The sequence below is a fragment of the Fenollaria timonensis genome (assembly GCF_001457835.1).
Taxonomy (GTDB): domain Bacteria; phylum Bacillota; class Clostridia; order Tissierellales; family Peptoniphilaceae; genus Fenollaria; species Fenollaria timonensis.
Map to the genome: position 1 here is coordinate 86,271 of NZ_LN898230.1, position 21,151 is coordinate 107,421.

Here is a 21,151-nt window from a genome sequence, read left to right on the forward strand (position 1 = left end):
TAAATCTATTATAAAAGATATCTGCTAGGCACATATGAGCCTGGCAGATATTTTTTGCAAAAAAAATAGTAGGAAGCATCTCTTCCTACTATATATACATATCTATTAAAAATTATCTACTTAAACTCAAATGTAGTCATCTTTTCTTTGCCGCCATCGCCTTTGTAGACTAGATCGAATTTTTCTGCCTTGCCTTTTGCGTGATTGAAGTAGAAAAGCGCGTGCTCTGTCTTGCCGCTTGCGATATTTATCTTGAATTTGGCTGCATCGTACTTACCTCTGTCTGTGTAAAGCGTTGCGCTTAGTAGCTCTCTGTCCCATTTCTCAGTGCTCATAAGTTTTGCTCTGACTTCCATACCCTCAGTAACTTTACCAAGTGATATGAACTGTATATTGATTTTGTCTTTATCAAAGTCACTTAATTGCCAAGCGTGCGGCTCGTACATCGATGGTGCAAACTTGAATACATCGTCTTTATCCTTGTAGATGTAGATGTACTGCGCAGTATTTGAGTTGTTAAAGCTCAAAGTGTATCTAAGCTCGATTGCGTGTTCATCAACTTGGCTCGCTTCAACATCTGATACTTCGATGTCAATGTCTTTAAGTGCTTCGCTTGTCTCTTTGTTAAGCGCTCTGTATTCATCACGCGTCATGTCAACCGCTGTCAAATACTCATCGCTAACCATCTCTGAGAAGGCTTCGTAATTTTTCTCTGCTATACTCTTCTTAATAAAGCGTTTAAGCGCATTAACAAAGTCGTCGTCGATGTCATCAGCCTTTGGCTCTTTGCCTTCGCTAACGTTCCAGTCTTTTATCTCTTCCTTTGTAAACTTCGTCTCTTTTTCTGAACATGCTGTCAATGCCATAAGCATGGCCACTAGCATAGTTATAAATAAAATAAATTTCTTTTTCATAATTCACCTCAACATGAATATATTACTACATCTACAGCAATTTGTCAAGCTTGACAAAACGCGGCTCTTGATGTAAGATTTAGCTAGTAGGTGATAAGATGGATTTAGTTTTATATAGAAGATTTTTTCACAAAATCCCCGAGCTCGGCTTTGAAGAGATTCAGACGACTAAGGAGATCATTAAAATACTTGAAAATTTTAATTGTAAACTTTATTATGGCAGGGCGCTTTACGAAAAGGGCGCCGAGAGTAAGATGAGCGACATCGATAAAGGCTTCACTGGGGTGATGGCTGAGTTTGGCGCGGCTCCGTACTTTTTATTCAGAGCTGATATCGACGGGCTCAAGATAAAGGAGACGAGTGATATAACGCATTTACCGAACACCTTTGGCTTTGCCTCGACTAATGGCAATATGCACGCCTGTGGTCACGACGGACACATAGCCTTGGCACTTAGCTTATGCGAGCGCTTTAGTAAGTCTGGAGAATCGGCTCGTGTACTATTTCAACCTGCAGAAGAAGGGGTTCGCGGCGCAAGAAGCATGGCGGACTTTATTACAGAGGATGTGGGTGGATTTTTATCATATCACATTGGTTTAGGCGAGGAAAAGGGCTACATTGGTGTTGGAACGACTGATTTTTTGGCAACTACCAAGCTTGATATGAGCTTTTTCGGAAAGGCGGCGCACGCAGCAAACGCTCCTGAAAAGGGGATCAGCGCTCTTACTATTGCCATGGCTTTTATAGATATGATAAAGGATCTTACAATTGATGCTCATAGCAAAAAATTTATAAACATCGGTATTATAAATGGCGGCGGCCAAAGAAATGCTATCATGGATAAAATTACTTTGGGTATGGACCTTAGAACGGATAGCGACGAGGCGATGGATGAGATGCTTTCTTCTATGGAGAAGATTGCAAGATGCGTATCTGAGGCGAAGGGCGCGAGCTACGAGATGAAGGTGCTTGCAAAGGCAAATGCATATAAGGAAGAGAACTATGAACTAATTGATAGAGTGATTGAAAAACTTAAGGCAAATGAGATAAAGACTCATAGAATGCCAAGCTTTGGCGCGAGTGAAGATGTGACTTTTTATCTTAAGAAGCTTAAGAGCCGCGGCGTTCCAGCCATGCACATGATGCTGGGAACGAATTTAAAGGGGCCGCACCACAGCGATACATTTGACTTTGACGAGGAAGATTTAGAGTTCTTCTACAAGGCCATAGGTCTAGCGTATGAGGAGATGAAAGAAGAGTGATGAACTCTTCTTTTTTTAGTCTCTTTAAACTTTTCGCGTATCATCTTGATAAAATCATTGCAAAAAAAATCTATATGTGTTATAATATTTTTGTGAAGAAATTATTATCTTCACGCTAAATTTTTTTACATATAACGCTTTTATAAAGTAAATCGATAAAATAACTATATTTATATGAGGAGGAAAAAATATGAAGGCTTACGATGCAAGCAAAATCAGAAACGTATCCCTTTTGGGACACAGTAGTAGTGGTAAAACTATGCTAGTTGAATCACTTTTATACGCAACAGGAGCTATCTCTAGGATGGGTAAGGTTGAAGACGGAAATACTGTTGGAGACTTTTCCAAAGAAGAGATACAAAGAAAGGTTTCTATCAATACAAAGGTTATTCCTGTAGAATATAATGATGTTAAATACAATTTCCTTGATACACCTGGTTACTTCGACTTCATTGGTGAGATGTACGGTGCAAAGAGAGCGTCAGAAGGCTCTATACTAGTTATTGACGCGCAAGCAGGCGTTGAAGTAGGAACTGAAAAAGCGTGGAAGAACTTAAATAAATATCATACACCAAGATTTATCTTCTTAAATAAGATGGATAAGGAAAATGTTAAATTCGACGAAGTTTTGGAAGATATAAAAACAAAACTTGGTGGCCATATAGTTCCACTAGTTATGCCTATTGGCGAAGCTGAAGGCTTTAAGGGCATGGTTGACTTAATTCAAGACAAGGCTTACAGCTATGAAGGTAGAAAGAGAACTGAAATTCCTGTTCCAGCTGAGTGGGATGGCTATATTGAAAAGCTTAGAGGCGAGTTAAACGAAGTCGTTGCTGAAACATCTGAAGAGCTTATGGAAAAGTATTTTGCAGGTGAAGCCTTTACTGATGCTGAATTTAAAGAAGGTATAAAGCAAGCTGTTAGAAATGGTGAATTAACTATACTTATGGTAGGTAGTGTTGAAAAAGGCATAGGCATGGAACTACTTCTTCATAAGATTCAAAGATATTTCCCTGCTCCAAACGAAGTAGGCGCATACACTGGCACATGGGAAGATAAAGAAGAATTGAGAAAAGTTGATGAAAACGAACCATTCTCGGCAGTTGTTTTCAAGACTATAGTTGACCCATTCGTAGGAAAGTTATCATTATTCAAAGTTATATCTGGTAAGATTACTAAATCTACACCATTATACAATGCAAGTCAAGAAGTAGATGAAAAGCTTGGCGGATTATTCTACTTAAGAGGTAAGACTCAAATCGATACTGATAGCATCATCGCAGGAGATATCGGTGCTACGAGTAAACTTGAACACGCTCGCACTGGCGATACGCTATGCGACAAGGCTCATCCTGTTATATTCGAGAGAATTAGGTATCCAAAGCCAACTCTATATATGTCGGTAAGACCTGTAAAGCAAGGCGAAGACGAAAAGATAGGCGTTGCGCTTAACAAGATGACTGCGGAAGACCCAACATTTGAAGTAATTAGAAATCATGAGACTAAGGAACTTTTAATTGGTGGTCAAGGTAACATGCAATTAACAGTTATTAAAGATAAATTGAAAAACACATTTGGCGTTGAGATTGAACTTGACGATCCAAAGATTGCTTACAGAGAAACTATTAGACAAAAGGCTGAAGTTCAAGGTAAGCACAAAAAACAATCAGGCGGCGCTGGTCAATACGGTGACGTTTGGGTAAGATTTGAACCACATGATGGAGATGACTTTGTATTTGCTGAAGAAGTATTTGGTGGAGCAGTTCCAAAGAACTTCTTCCCAGCAGTTGAAAAAGGTCTTAGAGAATCGCTTGAACATGGCGTTTTAGCAGGATACCCAGTAGTACATGTTAAGGCAACATTATACGATGGATCATACCACGACGTTGACTCAAACGAAATGGCGTTCAAGATCGCTGCACAATTGGCATTTAAGAAGGGTATGCAAGAAGCAAAACCAATCCTTCTTGAACCTATAGTTAAGGCAGAAATAAAAGTACCAGAAAGCTACTTAGGCGACGTTATGGGCGATATGAACAAACGTAGAGGCAGAATTTTAGGTATAGACTCACAAGATGACGGTACACAAGTAATCACAGCAGAAGTACCTCATTCAGAAATGTTTAGATACGCAATAGACCTAAGAGCGATGACACAAGCAAGAGGCTCCTTCCAAATGGACTTTGTAAGATACGAAGAAGTACCACAAGACCAAGCAAATAAGATTATAGAAGCAGCCAACGCAGAAAAAAATAAATAAATAAAATATTTTTCAAGCACGGAGTGCCAAGGTTCACGTCCGTAAGGACGGGGTTCTTCTATTTTACATCGCTGAAAGCGATGGCAAGGTTCACGGGACCCACCCGAAGCTAAAAAAAGCATACACAAATAATATATTTTTCATATTTATTCTCTTAAGGAGGACGTACTGATTAAGGTACGTCTTTCTTATTGTGTATGCTTTAGCTTCGTTGGTGGGTGTGGTTCTTTTTCTCTTAGAGAAACACACAGGTTTTACTTGTGTGTTTTTCTTTATATATTTTTCAAGCACGAAGTGCCAAGGTTTATTTAATTTGTGATAAGTTAAAAAAAGTATATAAGGTTTTCATATTTTAAATTGCCGAAGGCAATTGCAAGGTTCCGGGGCACCCATCCAACGCGAAGCGTTGAGATAGGGTCGGGTTCTTATTCTCTTAGAGAAACACATGGGTTAATTCTCATGTGTTTTTCTTTTTTTTATACAAGTCCATTCACAATTCTAATAGAAATTTATACAAAATAGTTACACTTAATGTTTATCCATTGTCAATCTTGGGTATTTATGTTATAATAGTCAAAGAAGGTCAAAGGTGAGAATATGTTAAGCGATGAAATACAATATTTTTTAAACAATTTAATTGAAGAAGAAGGCGGCAGCATACTTATCAAAAGAAGCGACATTGCCGTTAGATTCAACTGTTCGCCAAGTCAAATCAACTATGTCTTGACGACAAGGTTTGCGCCTCACTTTGGTTACTACATTCAGTCGAGAAGGGGCGAGGGCGGCTATATCAAGATCGAGAAGCTTGATCTTTTAGAGGATGAAGACGCATACAAAGAGATACTCATGGACGCCATTGGCGATAGCATCACCATAAAAGAAGCTCACGACATCATCAGAAAGCTTTGTGATGACGAGATCATTACAAGGGATGAGAAGGAGATAATACTTGCTTCGATTGACGATAGGGCTCTTGCCATTGACATAGACAAGAGAAATGCACTTAGAAGTGATATATTAAAGAACATCCTATTGGTTTTACTGAAAAGGGGGTAGTAAAATGTTATGCGATGAATGCAACAAGAATGAAGCGATGATTAATTTAAAGCTGATATTGGACGGCGAAATTATTGAAAAACACTTATGCACTGAATGTGCGCTAAAGGACTTTAACGAAATGAATCAAGGAGAATATGGAGAATATACGGATATGAATATAAATGAAAGCGATATAAGGAGCCTTTTTGAGGGCTTGCAAAAGCTATTTGGCTCGTTCGAAACTTATGAGTTCGAGGAAAAGGAGTGCCCTAACTGCCACATGAAGTTCAGTGATTTCAACAAGAACAGAACGCTTGGCTGCGAGGAGTGCTACAAGACTTTTGCCTACGAGATCAGACCGATTTTGAACTCTCTAAGAGGAGAAAAAACTTATGAGGGCCTACTACCAAAGAGGTATATGGACGCAAATCCTATGCACATGGAGATCATATCTCTTAAGAAGGAGCTAGAAGCCGCAATACAAGACGAAAACTACGAGAGAGCTGCTGAGCTTAGGGACGAGATCAAGGCGAAGTCCACGAAGGAGAAGGTGGAAGATGGCGAAATCAATGACAATTTACAATAAATATATACTAAACACGATTGTTTCTTTAAAGAGGAACATCAAGGGCTACAAGTACCCTGACATGCTGATGTGGTCTAAGCTTAACGAGATTTTGAATATGGTTTTGGAAGCTTTAAAAAACACTAGCTACAGTTTTATGCTTTATGAAGTATCAAATATGGATAAGGAAAAGTTTGAGTACTTTTTAGCTAAGGGTTTTATGGATGAGTCAGTGAAAGAGAATATCACAAGAACGAAGCTTTTGCTTGATGAGGACAAGTCCATCGCCATAGTTATAAATAACAATGACCATATTGAGATCAGAGTTCTGGGAACGGCAAGCGCTGACGAGCTAGTTGACATCGCCATAGACGTGGAGCGTGAGCTTGATAAGTCAATCGAGTTCCAATTTGACGAAAACTACGGTTATCTTACGAGCGACCCCGTTAACATTGGCAATGGCATAAGCATAGCCAAAATCGTTCATCTTTATAGAAGGGACGAGTTTAACAAGGATGAGCTAAAAAGCGATGATATGTCTAAGATTAGGCTTACACCGCTTGTGGGGCCAAATGGCTCTAAGATAGAGGACATCTACATCTTGGACGCTAATGTAAACAAGTTTACTAATATCGAGTCGTTTAAAAAGCTTTCCATGCTGACTGACCAAAATGTAATTGTTTACGAGAATGAAAATAGACGCAGGTACCTTGAGCAAAATTATATCTTGATGAAGGATAGAATTATGAAGGCTTTGGAGATGATTAAGGTGGCGAGCCTTATCAGCTACGACGAGGCACTTATCTACCTATCGAACCTGATGTTCGCAAGGAGCATGGACTTACTTGAGCCAGCTGATGTAAGCATCGACGCGGCTCTTTACCAAATGATAACGCCTGAAGCTATCGAGTATACTTACTTTATTAGCAATAAGTCAGAAATTGACCAAAAGAGAGCGACTATACTTAGGGAAAAGCTAGGCAAGGTAAAATTTATTGACAAGGATATTAAGGAAGAAGAAAATAATTTATAGATTTATATATAAGAAAGGAGATAAATATGGCAGTTTTTGGAAGATTTACTAGAAATGCAAGATTCTCATTTCAAATAGCCGAAGAAGAAGCTAGAAGGATGTTTAAAAGCGAAGTTGATCCTTCTCACGTTTTGATTGGCATTTTAAGCGCAAACACGACTAAGGCGTCTGAAATTTTGAGGCAAAACGGCCTCGAAATGGAAGCTCTTAGAGAAATGGTGGAAAAACTATCTGTGCTTGACGTGAAAAAGCCAGAGGATATATATTATTCAGCAAGTTTGAAATATGTGATAGAGGAGTCCATCAAGATGGCGAACCAAGCAGGAGCTCCAATTGTAACGACTGAACACATACTTTATTCAATAGTGAAGATGAACGAAGCGCCTGTTTCCATTATCTTGGAGAGATTTGGTGTAGATAGAGAGAGGGTTCTTTCGGCTCTTTCAGGCTACCTAAATAGCCTAAGAAGCTTTAATCAAGGCGGCTTCCAAGACGAGGACGGCTTTGATGAAGATGCCGCTGATGATGGCGAAGCGCTTCAAAAATACACCTTGGACTTAAATGAGCTTGCTATAAAGGATAAGATAGATCCTGTAATTGGCAGAGCGTCTGAAATTGAGAGACTTATACAAATACTAATGAGAAGGACGAAGAACAATCCTGTTCTAATCGGTGAACCAGGTGTCGGCAAGACAGCCATCGCCGAAGGTCTAGCTCAAAGAATTGTTTCAGGAAACGTTCCCGAGATTATCAGAGATAAGAAGATATTCTCCCTTGACTTAACTAGCCTAATCGCTGGATCAAAGTACAGGGGCGAGTTTGAGAGCAGAATCAAGAATTTACTTGAAGAGCTTAGAGAAAGAGACGACGTAATTCTATTTATAGATGAAATTCATACTATAGTAGGAGCGGGCTCGTCAGAAGGTTCGCTTGATGCGTCAAACATACTAAAACCATACCTTACAAGAGGCGAGATACAAATCATTGGCGCGACTACTGTTGATGAATACAGAAAATATGTTGAAAAGGACGCGGCTCTTGAAAGAAGGCTTCAAACCATCATGGTGGAAGAGCCTAGTGAAGAAGATGCTATAAAGATTATAGAAGGTCTTAAAGATAAATACGAAGCGCATCACAGGGTATTAATCTCGCACGAAGCCATCGAGGCGGCTGTGACATTATCAAAGAGATATATATCAGATAGATATTTGCCAGACAAGGCCATAGACCTAATTGACGAGGCGCAATCACTTGTTAGAATGAAAAATTATGTTAGGCCACTATCACTTAAGGAGATAGAGGACGAGCTAAAAGAGATTGCATCTGAAAAGATTCAGGCGATACAGGCACAAGACTTTGAAAAGGCAGCTCAGCTAAGGGACAAGGAGCGCGAGCTTAAGGACAAGATGGACCTAGACAGAATTGAGTGGAAGCAAAAGTCAGAGCTAAACAGCATGAAGATAGGCTTTGATGATATCGCAAGAGTTGTCTCGAAATGGACTGGCATCCCTGTTGAAAAGCTTAGCGAAGAGGAAAAGGAAAAGCTACTAAACTTAGATAAGAAGCTAAAATCAAGAGTCATAGGTCAAGACGAGGCAATAGATGTGCTTAGCCACTCGATAAAGAGGGCGAGGGTCGGCTTAAAGGACAAGAACAAGCCGATAGGCAGTTTTATCTTTGTTGGACCAACTGGTGTCGGCAAAACTTATCTTGCCAAAGCGCTTGCAGAGAGCCTATTTAACGACGAAAACGCTATGATACGTATAGACATGAGTGAGTACATGGAAAAGTACAGCGTATCTAAACTTATAGGTTCGCCACCAGGCTACGTTGGCTACGATGAAGGCGGACAGCTAACTGAAGCGATTAGAAAGAAGCCATTTTCAGTAGTTTTATTCGACGAGATTGAAAAAGCACATCCAGATGTGTTTAATGCACTACTACAGCTTCTTGACGATGGCAGATTAACTGACTCAAAGGGCAGGACTGTAGACTTCAAAAACGCTGTCATCATCATGACTAGTAATGTCGGTGCAAGTAGATTCAAAAAGCAAAATACTTATGGTTTTGGCGATACATCAAGCGAAGAAAGAAGCGAAAAGAAGAAAATTTCCGAGATTGCTAACGAAGAGCTTAAGAAGACATTTAGACCAGAGTTTTTAAACAGGGTCGACGACATCGTTGTATTTAATCAACTAAAAGAAAATGATATAGAAAAAATCGTTCACTTGATGGCGGAAGACCTTAAGGCAAAACTTAAGGAGATGGGCCTAAATATCGAGATTGACAAGTCTGTTGAAGACGAGATTGCTAAGAAGGGCTTTGACCTTGAATATGGGGCAAGACCTTTAGAGAGAACATTTAAGAAGATGATAGAGGATAGATTATCTGAAGAAATTTTGAAAAATAATGTTTCTAAGGATAAGAGCATCACTATCTATTACAATGGTAAGGAATTGGAATTTAAAAATGGCAAAGAAGAAGAGCTTGTACAAGTGTAGCGAGTGCGGCTACGAATCCAGCGGCTACTTAGGCAAGTGCCCCGAGTGTGGTTCTTGGGGCAGCCTTAAGGAAGTTTTGGAGGATACAAAAAAAGCAGTAAAAAAAGAAAAAATCGTAAGAAGCAAGGCAATGCAGCTAAAGACTGTCACTTCGTCAAACTCGGATAGGCTTAAGACGAGCTTCGAAGAGTTTAACAGAGTTATGGGCGAGGGCATAGTTAAGGACTCGGTTACAATACTTACAGCTAAGCCGGGCGCCGGCAAAAGTACACTTCTTTTGCAAATAGCGAACGACGCGTGCAAAAAAGGCCTTAAGGTCTTATACGCTTCAGGCGAAGAGTCCGAGAGCCAAATCAAGCAAAGGGCAGATAGGATACTTGATACTATCGAGGATGATCTATACATCATAAGCGATATGAGCCTTGACAATATTAAGGAAGAAGTCCTTAGGGTCGACGCGGACATGGTAGTCGTTGACTCGATACAAACTGTTGAGCTTGATGAGTACAAGCCATCAAGACCTGCCTCACCAACACAAACAGTTGAGTGTGCTTATGAATTAGTTAATCTTGCAAAAAATATACAAAGGCCTCGTATAGTTTTTATCGTGGGTCAAATGACTAAAGATGATGAATTAAGAGGCGTTAGAACACTAGAGCACCTTGTAGATACCGTTCTAGTTATGGATACTTATCAAAACGATTCCTTAAGAACCATTGTCGCGAGCAAAAATCGTTATGGAGCTACAGGCGAGATGGGCTTTATGAATATGCAAGAGAGGGGCCTTGTATCGATCGACAATCCGAGCGAGTACTTTGTTTCGTCAAGGAAGGAAAACAATTTCCCTGGCAGTGCCATAACTGTAAATATGGAAGGGACTAGACCAGTTATACTTGAGGTCGAAGCCCTTGTAACGAAGTCATATACACCATATCCATCGCGTATAAGCGAGAATATGTCAAGAGAAAAACTAAATACACTACTTTCAATCATGGAAAAGAGATTAAACGTTGATATGTTTGATAAAAACGTCGTAATCAAGTCCATGGGAGGACTCAAGCTTAAGGAAGACGCATCGAATCTTGCTTTAATCGCGGCAATATATTCACAGCTAGTGAATAAGGTCTTAAGCTCAGACACAGTCTATATTGCTGACATATCCTTAACGGGCGAACTTAAAAAAGTGCCTCAGCTTGAGAGAAGACTTAAAGAAGCCGAACGCATGGGCTATAAAAAAGCAATAATTAGTAGCGAAGCAAAACTATCGACAAAGTTCACAAAATTAGAGCTAATTAAATGCTCTTCCTTAATAGATGCACTTAAAGAATAAGAACCCCGTCCTTGCGGACGTGAACCTTGCAATTGCCTTCGGCAATTTAAGAAAAAAAATCTATAAAAGGCTTGACAAAGATTATATAATATGATATCATAAAACTTTACTTTTTAGCCGAACTGTGATACAATATACTATAAGTATGAGATTATCATCTAAGGAAAAGGGAGGCGAGAAGTATGTATGAAGTAGGAGATATGGTTTGTTATCCAATGCATGGAGCGGGCATCATAGTCGACATAGAAAAGAAAAACATTCTAGGCAAGAGTGAAGAGTATTTTGTTGTTAAGATACCTATAGGTGCTATGAAGGTTATGATACCTGTTAAAAATGCAGAAAAAAGAGGGATAAGATCAATCATTGAGAAAGAAAAGTTAAAAGATGTAGTTGAAGTATTAAAGGAAGAACCGACAAAGATGAGCACTAACTGGAACAAGAGAGTTAGGGATAATACTGCGATTTTGAAGGAAGGAGACATCTTCGAAGTTGCTAAAGTTTACCGTAACCTAAAGAGCTTGGATGATAAGAGAAATCTTTCGACCGGAGAAAAAAAGATACTTCACGACACAAAGAACATTTTGATGAGTGAAATGATACTCTCTTCCGGCAAATCATACGAAGAAATAGACAAGATTATCTACGAGGCAGTAGAGTAGGAGGAAAAATGTTTAAAAAAATTATGAAAGTCGTCATGCTCCTCATAGGCGGAGCAGCAGGCTACGGCGTAAGTTTATTGGCCATCAGCCTTGTACCAACATTTCATAATTATAGTATCTATGTATCGGTATTTTTATCCATTTTATTTGCAATTATTTTTTATTTATTGTCAGATACTATATTTACACGACTTATTAATGTTGGTGACAGGGTTGAGATCGAGCTAAGAAGGTTCACTAGCTTGGACCTTATCTTAGGATTAGCAGGATTATTACTTGGGCTAGTCATAGCGTTTTTGCTATCGCAGCTCGCTATGAACATAGGTATACCAGTACTTGGACCAGTTTTGTCCGTTATATTCTATATACTATTTCCATATATTGGTATTATAGTTACGACTAGAAGAAAGGACATTTCAAATATTGGAGAGAAATTTACTCAAAAGAGCACAGTAAAAAAATCAAAGAAAAAAGATACAAATCTATACAAAATTCTTGACACATCTGTTATAATAGATGGTAGGATTAAAGACATCGCTAGCTCGGGTTTTATTGAAGGTACTTTAGTAATACCTAATTTTGTCTTGCAAGAACTTCAGCACATAGCTGATTCGGCGGACGATCAAAGAAGAAAAAGAGGTAGACGCGGTCTGGACATACTTAAGCAAATGCAAAACGAAGCAATAGTTGATATTGAAATATCAAACGAAAAGATTGACACAGTCGAAGAGATTGATGACAAGATACTTGAACTAGCCGCTATGATGGACGCAAAAGTCCTTACTAACGACTACAACCTAAACAAGGTTGCCCAAGTTAGAGGCATAGAAGTCCTTAATATCAACGAACTTGCCAATGCGGTTAAGCCAGTCATATTACCAAGCGAAGAGCTTGTAGTTGAGATAGTTAGAGCAGGTAAGGAAAAGAACCAAGGTCTTGCTTATCTTTCTGATGGCACGATGATAGTTGTCGAAGAAGCTAAGAAGAGGATAGGCGAAAAACTCAAAGTCGAGATAACAACAGTGCTTCAAACAGCTGCTGGCAAGATGATGTTTGCTAAGATTAAAGAATAGTTGGAGGAAATTTATGATAGAGAATAACTTTGTCTCAGTTATAATTGCCGCTGCAGGCATGAGTAACAGGATGGGTTCAAAGGTCAACAAAGCTTTTCTGCGAATAAATGACAAGCCAATACTTGTTCATACCATAGAAAAGTTTGAAAGATCAAAGTACATCGACGAGATAATTATTGTCTGTAAAGAAGACGAGATAGATTACACAAGAAAAGAAATTGTGAACAGATATAAATTTACTAAAGTAGTTAACATTGTTAAAGGCGGTAAGGAGAGACAGGATTCAGTATATAACGGGATCAAAGCCATAAGCATTAATTCTGATATAGTCTTAACACACGATGGAGCGAGACCTTTTATCAGAACTGAAACCATTAACAAAGCTGTTGAAACAGTTCTTGGCTGCGATGCTTGCGTTGTAGGTGTCAAGGTTAAGGACACAATCAAGTCAGTTAACGAAGACGACACAGTTCATCATACGCCAAAGAGGTCGCTTTTGTGGCAAGCTCAAAGCCCACAATGCTTTAAGAAAGAAATTTTGCTTAAGGGCTACGAACACGCTATAAAAGAAAATATATTAGCAACAGACGACTCGGCACTCGTTGAATTTGCTGGAGTTGAGGTAAAGATGCTTGAAGGCCACTACGACAATATCAAGATCACTACGCCAGAAGACTTAGTTATAGCAGAGATCTTCAATACGAACTGGAAGCAAAGGCTTAAAAGCACAGGTGCATTCTAATGGATATCAGAATTGGTAATGGCTATGACGTGCATAAGCTAGTCGAAGGCAGAGATTTAATACTTGGCGGAGTAAAGATAGAGCATGAAAAGGGGCTGCTTGGTCACAGCGATGCAGATGTTCTTATACACGCGATTATGGACGCCATCTTAGGCGCTATGGCGAAGGGAGATATAGGTTATCACTTTCCTGACACAAGTGATGCCTACCTTGATATCGACTCAAGAGTACTTCTTAGAAGGGTCTATGCCATGGTTAAGGAAGAGGGCTACAGCATTTCAAATATAGACGCGACTGTCATTATGCAAAGGCCAAAGCTAAGACCATATATAGAAGGGATGAGAGAAAATATTGCCAAAGATCTTGAGCTAAGTATTGACAGGGTGAGCGTAAAAGCTACAACTACAGAAAAATTAGGCTTCGAAGGAAGAGAAGAAGGGGTAAGCTGTATAGCAAGCACCATACTACTAAAGTAGTATTTATTAGCATTTTATTAAGATAAGATTAAAAAAAGTTACAATCACGCTTAAAAGTGGTATAATATCTATGGTAAAATTTTAAGGAGGTAATACAGATGAAAAAATTATTATCATTAGCTTTAGTGCTTGTATTAGCATTTTCACTAGTAGCTTGCTCAAAGCCAGCAGAAAACAAACCAGCAGATCAAGGAACAGAAAGCGTACCAGCAGACCAAGCTGATAGCGTTCAAACAGGAGAAAAAGCAACTATGACAGGTGACGAAGTAGTAGCACTACAAGCAGACGCTGAACAAGAAGGTAAATACGTTATCGTTGACGTAAGAAGCGCTGAAGAATACGCTGCAGGTCACATCAAAGACGCAAAGAATATTCCTTTAGATGACATCAAGAACGATGCATCAGTTCTAGACGCTGACAAAGATAAAAAGATCGTTTTATATTGCAACTCTGGTAAAAAATCTGGAGAAGCTCAAGACGCTCTATTAGCAGCTGGTTACACAGACGTTGTTAACGCTGACGGCGTTAAAAACTACGAATACGATTTAGTAACTGAATAGTATTAAAAACAAATGAAGAAGAGCGAGTGATCGCTCTTTTTTAGTACGAAAATTTATTAATACTAATAAGATTTTATTATATCTACCCTCTTTACTTGATGAATGAGTAAGGAGGGTATTTCTTTGTAAATAGTAAATAAAAATTCAATTGTACTTATAAATATGGTAAAAAATATTTATCTTCTGAAAATTTATATTATTTTTACATCTATATATTCTTCCTATAATATTTATCTTATAGAATAAGTCTCGTAGAAAATATTTATAAACTGGAGGTAAAAATGAAAAATTTATTTAAAAGAACATTGTTGCTACTTATGGCGATACTTATGTTCATCTCTCCACTCAATGGAGTCATAGCAGAAAATGCCAATGAAGCTATCGTACTAAATAGCGGCGATACTAGCAGCGAAAATGCTGATGAAGCAATCGTCTTATTTGGTGAAGATGCTAGTTCAAAAACTTCTAATGAAGTAGCTGAGCTAAAAAGCAATCCTAACAACACCTCTGATGCTGTTAATCGCACAGAAGATATTAAGTTTACACAAGAAATAAGCAAAGGAAGCGTTAAGATATCTCTTATGTCAGATATACACGTCTTGCCGAATGAGCTTATTGCAGATAATCCTGCTTATACAAGAGCTATGCATGCAGATAGAAAATTGTTTACACAAAGCCAAGGCATTTTTGACGAAGCTATAAGACTAGCAGAAGAAAATGATTCAGAAATCATAATGATACCTGGCGACTTAACTAAGGATGGCGAAGTACAATCTCATAAGTATGTAAGCGAAAAGCTTGAAGCTTGGAAGAGTGGAAGAGAAGCTCAAGGCAAAAAGGCTGCATACTTTGTAATACCAGGTAACCACGACATTAATAACTACGATGGATATGACTTTACAACTTATAATAAAGACACTGACACGGCAAAGCTTGCAGGACTAACTACGCATACAATGTTTAATAGCATGTACAAGTCATTATACGAAGACGCAGAGCTATATATAAACTCAGAAGAATACAAGAGCTATATGGCTAGTCATCAAGATGTAGCTGAAGGACACGGCTCTTCATCATATGCAAAGCATATTGATCTAGCTGGATCAATTGAAGGCAAAAGCGGACTTACTGTTATAGGCATAGATACATCCATAAACACTGCTGACGTTACTCCTAACGGTGAAGACTCTCATATCACAGCTGGTACTATGGGAGAAAACCTATATCAATGGGCTAAAAAACAAGTTATAGAAGCTAAAAAGAGAAATGACGTTGTATTTTTAATAAGCCATCACGGTTATATACTACACTTTGTAAAAGAACCAGAACTACTTAAAGAATACTTATTAAATGAATGGGACGAAAAGTGCTACGATGGTAAAAGGCCTGCAGAAGCCTTTGCTGATTTAGGCGTTTCTTATGTATTTACTGGTCATATGCATGCTCAAGATATTGCTAAGCTTGTAAGTAGAGACGGAAATACAATATATGATATAGAAACAGGTTCAACAGTTACTTACCCTTGTCCTATACGTCATCTTGAGCTAAACAATGCAATAGCTACAGAAAATCCAGGACATGACTTAGATGTTAAGACAGAACTAATCAAAAATGTTACTTATACAGATTCAGATGGAAGTCAAAAAAATATTACGGATTTAACGGAGTTTGCTAAGGGCACAGTAATTAACAAAGACTTAATTGTTGGTGCAAGTGGAGCTTTGTTTACAAGTGAGCTTTATAAAAACTTGTCGGGTGATCTAAGTAAATCAATAACTGGACTAATTGAGAACGAACCTGATCCAGCAAAAAGACATGAAAAGCTTAGTGCTTATTTATGGGATAATTTAGAGCCAGTTATAATACCTATGCTAGCAGAAAAAGTTAAAGAAATGGATGAAAGAAATACTTTTGAAGCACATATAGAAGATAACGACAAATTAAAGCTAAATGCTAAAATTTATTATAAGCTTATGGGTAGAGATAGAGAAATTAATGCTAAAGTAACAATTACAAAAGATAATTTAGCAAAATTGGTAGAAGAACTATTGACTAAGATTAATAATAAATTAAAAGACGAAGATTTATTAAAGGGCTATGTTAAAAAACTAGCTGGACCACTATTAAAAGCCAAAGTAACCGATAAAGTTACAGTTCAAGATTTAGCAAATTATGCTTATCTTTCTCACTTGGCAGGAAACGAAAAGCTTAGTACTGAAATTCAAGAAGCATATAATAAGATAGAAAAAGATGGAGCACTTGGAGATATATTAAGGCAAGTTAATGGACCACTTTCTGAAGTAGTCGATAATTTTGTAGATGGTTTAGATTACGATCCAGAACTTGTTGAAGTATTAGATACTAGTGAGTCTGGAAAAGATGCTTCACTTATCAAAATGGCGATTAATATGAAGATAGGAAAGAGCGTAAAAGATACACTTACAAAATTAAAATTTATGAAATTTGACATTACAGCAGATGGAGCAAAAAATGTACTAGATCTAGATAAAATACTTGCTATAGAAGCTGTTCAAGGCGGTTTATCCTTAGCAGATAAATCAATTCTTGATATAGTTGATGCTTTTACAAGCGAAGATCAAGCTGCTTATCAAGAATACTCATACAAAGAAGATAATAATACAAAACTTTCTTGGCAAGCCAGCATGGACCCAGCTAATTTCACAGCAAGCATAAATGGAGACACAATAAGTATATCAAGCGGTGGCAATGATGAATACACAGGAAAACTTGTACAAGATGGAAAAGATATAGCTTTAGATGAAAATCATTCAGCAAGCTTTGCTTATGATAAAGAATTTACTATTAAACTAGAAAGAGTCCTTCCTAACGGATATACATTAAATTATACATCAAACAATGTACTGATTAAAGAAAATACAATAGAACCAAATCCAACCCCACAACCAGAACCAAATCCTGATAAAGACAATACTATAATTATACCGACATATGAACCTGATAATAGAGATGAGCACAACTATAGACCAAGAAGACCAAGAACAGAGAAAAAAGAAGATTATAAAGAAGAAACAAAGACTATTGAAACAAATACAAAACCTATAGAAAAAACAAAACTTAGTCCAATAGAAGTACCTGATAAAGTCTTGCCAGTTAATTTTACAGACATAGTCAATGAAAGAAGAAGAGATGCCATCATCAATCTTGCTTCAAGAGGCGTTTTAGCGGGTATTAAAAAAGATAAGTTCATGCCAAATACAACAGTTACAAGAGCCATGGTAGCTGCAGTCTTCATGAGAATATCAAGAGATAAGTTTATAAACACAAATATGAGCGCAAAAGATATAATGATGAAAGACTGGTACTTCAATTCAGTTAAGTGGGCAATGACACATGGTATTGTAGCAGGATACCCAGACGGATCATTCAAGCCTATGAAAAAAGTAAGTAGACAAGAATTAGCCGTTATGCTTGAAGGACTACTTAAACTATATAATATAAATATGCCTAATACTGTTGACGTTGACTATAGCGCATATAGCTATCTACCAGCATGGAGCCACGATGCAGTTATAGACGTAGTTAGAAAAGGATTGTTAGAAGTCGATCAAGATGGCAAACTTGGATACGATAAAGAAGTTAGTCGTACTGATTTTGCATACGCGATTGATAAGATAGTTGAGTTTGCATTAAACAATTAATTTTTAATAAGATATAGCTAAGCAAAATTAATATTTACCCTCTTTACTTGATGAACGAGTAAGGAGGGTATTTTTTGTAAAATTATATTAAATAAAAACTAAATACTTTACTCACACTTAACATATTGCACATACAACATTAACAAAACTCATGTATCATAAACAAGTAATTGAGATATGAAAATTATTTAGGAGGATGTATGAGTAAGATTTCTTTAAGACATGTATATAAAAAGTATGAGAATGGAATCGATAACGCTGTTAAAGACTTTAATCTTGAAGTAGAAGACAAAGAGTTCATAGTCTTTGTTGGACCATCAGGCTGCGGAAAGTCCACAACGCTTAGGATGATAGCTGGACTTGAAGATATTAGTGAGGGTGAGCTACTAATCGATGGCAAGAGAATGAACGAGGTAGCACCAAAAGACAGAGGCACTGCAATGGTATTTCAAAATTATGCTCTATACCCACACTTAAATGTTTATGACAATATTGGTTTTGGGCTAAAGATTCGTGGCGTTGACAAGGATATTAGAGATAAAAGTATTAGAGAAACTGCCGAAAAGCTTGGTTTAACTGAGTACCTAAAGAGAAAGCCGGTTGAGCTATCAGGCGGACAAAAGCAAAGGGTAGCTTTAGGCAGGGCCATAGTTAGAGACGCTGAAATCTTTTTAATGGATGAGCCTCTATCGAACCTTGATGCTAAGCTTAGAATACACATGAGAGAAGAGCTTGTTGAGCTACAAAGGGAGCTTGGCTCAACTGTTATATACGTAACTCACGATCAAACAGAGGCTATGACTATGGCTACAAGGATAGTTTGTTTAAAAGATGGCGTGATTCAGCAAGTTGGAACTCCAAAGGAGCTTTATGAAAACCCTAGCAATGTCTTTGTTGCGGGCTTTTTAGGAGCACCGCCAATGAATTTTATCAAAGGAAAAATTAGATACGGAAAACTTTATAATAGCAAAGGAAGGGCTCTTGCAAATTATTCTAATGTTGACAATAAAGACGTAGTCATGGGCATTAGGCCTGAGCACATTAGAATTACTGATAATGAAGATGATTTTGCACTAAAGATTAAGATGGTAGAGCTATTAGGAGCAGATTACCATATACATGGCGAGCTAGATGGAGACGAGATAACTCTTAGAGCAGATGCAAAGCTTGATATCGAGTCAAAAAGCGAGATACATATTGCATTTGTGACAGAAAATATCTTGTTATTTGATGCTAAGACAGAAAACAGAATTTTCTGGGAGGCAATAGATGGAGCTAAGTAGAGAAGTAAGCAAAGCAAAAGATAAAAGCAAAGCAAAAAGAGTTCGTGGAATAAAAAGTATAAGATTTTCAGGCTTTCTTGTCTATATAGTTTTGCCACTAATACCGCTTTTGGTATTTTGGTTCATCCCAATGATAGCGTCATTCTTACTAAGTTTTACAGATTGGGACTATATCAGCCCGACATTTAATGTAGTTGGCGCACAAAACTACAAGGACATACTTAGTAGCGATGCCTTTTGGCAAGCACTTAAAAATACTTTGTTATTCGGTCTAGGAACAGTAGTTCCGACACTTATCTTTGGCTTTTTGATGGCAATACTCATAGATAAATTTAGACGCGGCAAAGAGCTTATACAAGGCTTTTTATTCGCACCATGGATTACGCCGATGGTTGCTATGTCTATAGTATGGAGCTGGATGTTTAGACCAGATATCGGCCTTATCAATAGAGGGCTAGCTATTTTTGGCATAAGTGGACCAAACTGGCTAACAGACTCAAACACAGCGCTCATCGCTGTAATGATAGTAACCGTATGGAAGACATCGGGCTGGTGCATGCTTTATTACGCAGACGCCATCAGCAAGATACCAAAGGATTTATTCGAAGCGTATGACCTAGAAGGCTCAAGTGTTTGGCAAAAGATAAAGTACATCTATATGCCGATGACAGCAAAGACAACGCTGTTCTTAGCGGTTATAAGCCTAATTAACTCAATACAAGCCTACGATCAAATCAGTGTACTAACACGTGGTGGCCCAGCAGGATCAACAAGAACATTGCTTTATTTATTCTATCAAATGGCCTTCGAGCAATTCAACATGGGTAAGGCGACAACGGTAACCATGATTATGGTCGTCATTACTGGTATACTCGCTGGACTTATGTTTATCTTGCAAAAGAAGTTCGCAAATAGGTGATAAAGATGAAAAAACAAGTAAAATTAGTAAATATAATAATAGTCACAATAGTAAGTATTATTACTTTCTTCCCACTTTTATGGATGTTTTCAAACTCGTTTAAAAGTGCGGAAAGCATAATCAGAGAGCCGATGAAATTAGCTCCAGAATTCTTTGACTTAAGAAATTTTAGAGGCGTTTTAGAGCAAGCACCATTTGACCTATATATTTTTAACAGTATAATCACATCCATCGCGATAGTTGTGCTTCAAATGCTAACGTCTATACTCATGGGATATGGCTTGTCACGCTTTAAGTTCAAGGGAAAGAAAGTTTTATTTGGGGCAATACTATTGACGTATATGCTGCCAGCTGCGGCGACTTATGTACCGAGCTATGTAATACTTGCTAAGATGAATTTAATAGATACACTAACTGGCATCGTAATATCAAACGCGGCGAGCGTCTTTGCCATATATATGATTTATCAAACATTTTCATCCATACCAAAGGAGCTTATCGAAGCGGCTGAGATGGACGGAGCAAATAACTGGCAGATACTTTGGAGAGTTTTGGTACCAGTAGCAAAGTCTACAATACTTACAACTGCTTTAATTCAGTTCGTGGCGATGTACAATAACTACATGTGGCCATCACTTATAACTAACAGCAAAAAGAATTATCTAATAAGCGTTGGCTTAAATATATTCTTTAATTCAAGAGGAAATTTCACTCAAAACCTACCTATGCTCATGGCAGCTAATGCAATAGCGGTACTTCCACTATTAATATTATTTTTAGTATTACAAAAGTGGTTTATCAAAGGCATCAGTGACAACGGCATAAAAGGCTAAAATTATCATTATAGGAGGAAAAA

17 protein-coding genes are annotated in these 21,151 nt (G+C 37.9%); 16 read left to right on the plus strand and 1 reads right to left on the minus strand.

Annotated elements, in window-relative coordinates:
• Positions 1-116: 116 nt before the first annotated feature.
• Entirely contained in the window at positions 117-914 is a 798-nt protein-coding gene (locus tag BN3004_RS03600; protein WP_058259897.1) for a hypothetical protein, read from the minus strand.
• Positions 915-1,012: 98 nt separating this feature from the next.
• On the opposite strand from BN3004_RS03600, the gene BN3004_RS03605 reads away from it, so the two are divergent.
• The 16 genes from BN3004_RS03605 (at position 1,013) to BN3004_RS03680 (ending at position 21,128) form a co-directional block, all read left to right on the plus strand.
• Positions 1,013-2,176, plus strand: a complete 1,164-nt coding sequence (locus tag BN3004_RS03605) for an amidohydrolase (RefSeq protein WP_058259898.1) — start codon at positions 1,013-1,015, stop codon at positions 2,174-2,176.
• 190 nt (positions 2,177-2,366) lie between these two features.
• A complete protein-coding gene (gene fusA / locus BN3004_RS03610; RefSeq protein ID WP_058259899.1) occupies positions 2,367-4,436 on the plus strand; it encodes an elongation factor G in 2,070 nt (689 codons plus the stop codon).
• A 597-nt stretch (positions 4,437-5,033) separates the two neighbouring features.
• The gene (locus BN3004_RS03615) at positions 5,034-5,492 is read left to right on the plus strand and encodes a CtsR family transcriptional regulator (RefSeq protein ID WP_058259900.1); all 459 of its coding nucleotides are present in this window, start codon (positions 5,034-5,036) and stop codon (positions 5,490-5,492) included.
• 4 nt (positions 5,493-5,496) lie between these two features.
• Positions 5,497-6,060, plus strand: a complete 564-nt coding sequence (locus tag BN3004_RS03620; RefSeq protein ID WP_058259901.1) for a UvrB/UvrC motif-containing protein — start codon at positions 5,497-5,499, stop codon at positions 6,058-6,060.
• Entirely contained in the window at positions 6,032-7,072 is a 1,041-nt protein-coding gene (locus BN3004_RS03625) for a hypothetical protein (RefSeq protein ID WP_058259902.1), read from the plus strand. Before BN3004_RS03620 ends, BN3004_RS03625 begins: the two co-directional genes overlap by 29 nt.
• Before the next feature lie 26 nt (positions 7,073-7,098).
• A complete protein-coding gene (locus BN3004_RS03630) occupies positions 7,099-9,573 on the plus strand; it encodes an ATP-dependent Clp protease ATP-binding subunit (RefSeq protein WP_058259903.1) in 2,475 nt (824 codons plus the stop codon).
• Positions 9,542-10,903, plus strand: coding sequence for a DNA repair protein RadA (radA, locus tag BN3004_RS03635; protein WP_058259904.1), 1,362 nt, complete (start codon positions 9,542-9,544; stop codon positions 10,901-10,903). Before BN3004_RS03630 ends, radA begins: the two co-directional genes overlap by 32 nt.
• A gap of 182 nt (positions 10,904-11,085) precedes the next feature.
• Complete coding sequence (locus BN3004_RS03640; RefSeq protein WP_058259905.1) at positions 11,086-11,562, plus strand: CarD family transcriptional regulator; 477 nt, start codon at positions 11,086-11,088, stop codon at positions 11,560-11,562.
• An 8-nt stretch (positions 11,563-11,570) separates the two neighbouring features.
• On the plus strand, positions 11,571-12,635 hold the full coding sequence (locus BN3004_RS03645; RefSeq protein WP_058259906.1) for a PIN/TRAM domain-containing protein: 1,065 nt from the start codon (positions 11,571-11,573) through the stop codon (positions 12,633-12,635).
• A gap of 13 nt (positions 12,636-12,648) precedes the next feature.
• Positions 12,649-13,377 (plus strand): 2-C-methyl-D-erythritol 4-phosphate cytidylyltransferase, encoded by a 729-nt coding sequence (gene ispD / locus BN3004_RS03650; RefSeq protein WP_058259907.1) that lies wholly within the window; start codon positions 12,649-12,651, stop codon positions 13,375-13,377.
• The gene (gene ispF / locus BN3004_RS03655; protein WP_058259908.1) at positions 13,377-13,853 is read left to right on the plus strand and encodes a 2-C-methyl-D-erythritol 2,4-cyclodiphosphate synthase; all 477 of its coding nucleotides are present in this window, start codon (positions 13,377-13,379) and stop codon (positions 13,851-13,853) included. The genes ispD and ispF overlap by 1 nt, the downstream gene beginning before the upstream one ends.
• A gap of 98 nt (positions 13,854-13,951) precedes the next feature.
• Positions 13,952-14,413: a rhodanese-like domain-containing protein gene (locus tag BN3004_RS03660; protein WP_058259909.1), complete on the plus strand. Its 462-nt coding sequence runs from the start codon at positions 13,952-13,954 to the stop codon at positions 14,411-14,413.
• Between the two features lie 281 nt (positions 14,414-14,694).
• Positions 14,695-18,093 (plus strand): S-layer homology domain-containing protein, encoded by a 3,399-nt coding sequence (locus tag BN3004_RS03665; RefSeq protein WP_058259910.1) that lies wholly within the window; start codon positions 14,695-14,697, stop codon positions 18,091-18,093.
• 170 nt (positions 18,094-18,263) lie between these two features.
• A complete protein-coding gene (locus BN3004_RS03670; protein WP_349267119.1) occupies positions 18,264-19,376 on the plus strand; it encodes an ABC transporter ATP-binding protein in 1,113 nt (370 codons plus the stop codon).
• Positions 19,363-20,295, plus strand: a complete 933-nt coding sequence (locus BN3004_RS03675) for a carbohydrate ABC transporter permease (protein ID WP_082244070.1) — start codon at positions 19,363-19,365, stop codon at positions 20,293-20,295. Before BN3004_RS03670 ends, BN3004_RS03675 begins: the two co-directional genes overlap by 14 nt.
• Before the next feature lie 5 nt (positions 20,296-20,300).
• Positions 20,301-21,128 (plus strand): carbohydrate ABC transporter permease, encoded by an 828-nt coding sequence (locus BN3004_RS03680; RefSeq protein ID WP_058259912.1) that lies wholly within the window; start codon positions 20,301-20,303, stop codon positions 21,126-21,128.
• Positions 21,129-21,151 lie beyond the last annotated feature (23 nt).

Bases quoted from the DNA above. Each gene is read 5' to 3' on its own strand.
- BN3004_RS03600 (WP_058259897.1), bottom strand. From the start codon at position 914: ATGAAAAAGAAATTTATTTTATTTATAACTATGCTAGTGGCCATGCTT.
- BN3004_RS03605 (WP_058259898.1), top strand. From the start codon at position 1,013: ATGGATTTAGTTTTATATAGAAGATTTTTTCACAAAATCCCCGAGCTC.
- fusA (WP_058259899.1), top strand. From the start codon at position 2,367: ATGAAGGCTTACGATGCAAGCAAAATCAGAAACGTATCCCTTTTGGGA.
- BN3004_RS03615 (WP_058259900.1), top strand. From the start codon at position 5,034: ATGTTAAGCGATGAAATACAATATTTTTTAAACAATTTAATTGAAGAA.
- BN3004_RS03620 (WP_058259901.1), top strand. From the start codon at position 5,497: ATGTTATGCGATGAATGCAACAAGAATGAAGCGATGATTAATTTAAAG.
- BN3004_RS03625 (WP_058259902.1), top strand. From the start codon at position 6,032: ATGGCGAAATCAATGACAATTTACAATAAATATATACTAAACACGATT.
- BN3004_RS03630 (WP_058259903.1), top strand. From the start codon at position 7,099: ATGGCAGTTTTTGGAAGATTTACTAGAAATGCAAGATTCTCATTTCAA.
- radA (WP_058259904.1), top strand. From the start codon at position 9,542: ATGGCAAAGAAGAAGAGCTTGTACAAGTGTAGCGAGTGCGGCTACGAA.
- BN3004_RS03640 (WP_058259905.1), top strand. From the start codon at position 11,086: ATGTATGAAGTAGGAGATATGGTTTGTTATCCAATGCATGGAGCGGGC.
- BN3004_RS03645 (WP_058259906.1), top strand. From the start codon at position 11,571: ATGTTTAAAAAAATTATGAAAGTCGTCATGCTCCTCATAGGCGGAGCA.
- ispD (WP_058259907.1), top strand. From the start codon at position 12,649: ATGATAGAGAATAACTTTGTCTCAGTTATAATTGCCGCTGCAGGCATG.
- ispF (WP_058259908.1), top strand. From the start codon at position 13,377: ATGGATATCAGAATTGGTAATGGCTATGACGTGCATAAGCTAGTCGAA.
- BN3004_RS03660 (WP_058259909.1), top strand. From the start codon at position 13,952: ATGAAAAAATTATTATCATTAGCTTTAGTGCTTGTATTAGCATTTTCA.
- BN3004_RS03665 (WP_058259910.1), top strand. From the start codon at position 14,695: ATGAAAAATTTATTTAAAAGAACATTGTTGCTACTTATGGCGATACTT.
- BN3004_RS03675 (WP_082244070.1), top strand. From the start codon at position 19,363: ATGGAGCTAAGTAGAGAAGTAAGCAAAGCAAAAGATAAAAGCAAAGCA.
- BN3004_RS03680 (WP_058259912.1), top strand. From the start codon at position 20,301: ATGAAAAAACAAGTAAAATTAGTAAATATAATAATAGTCACAATAGTA.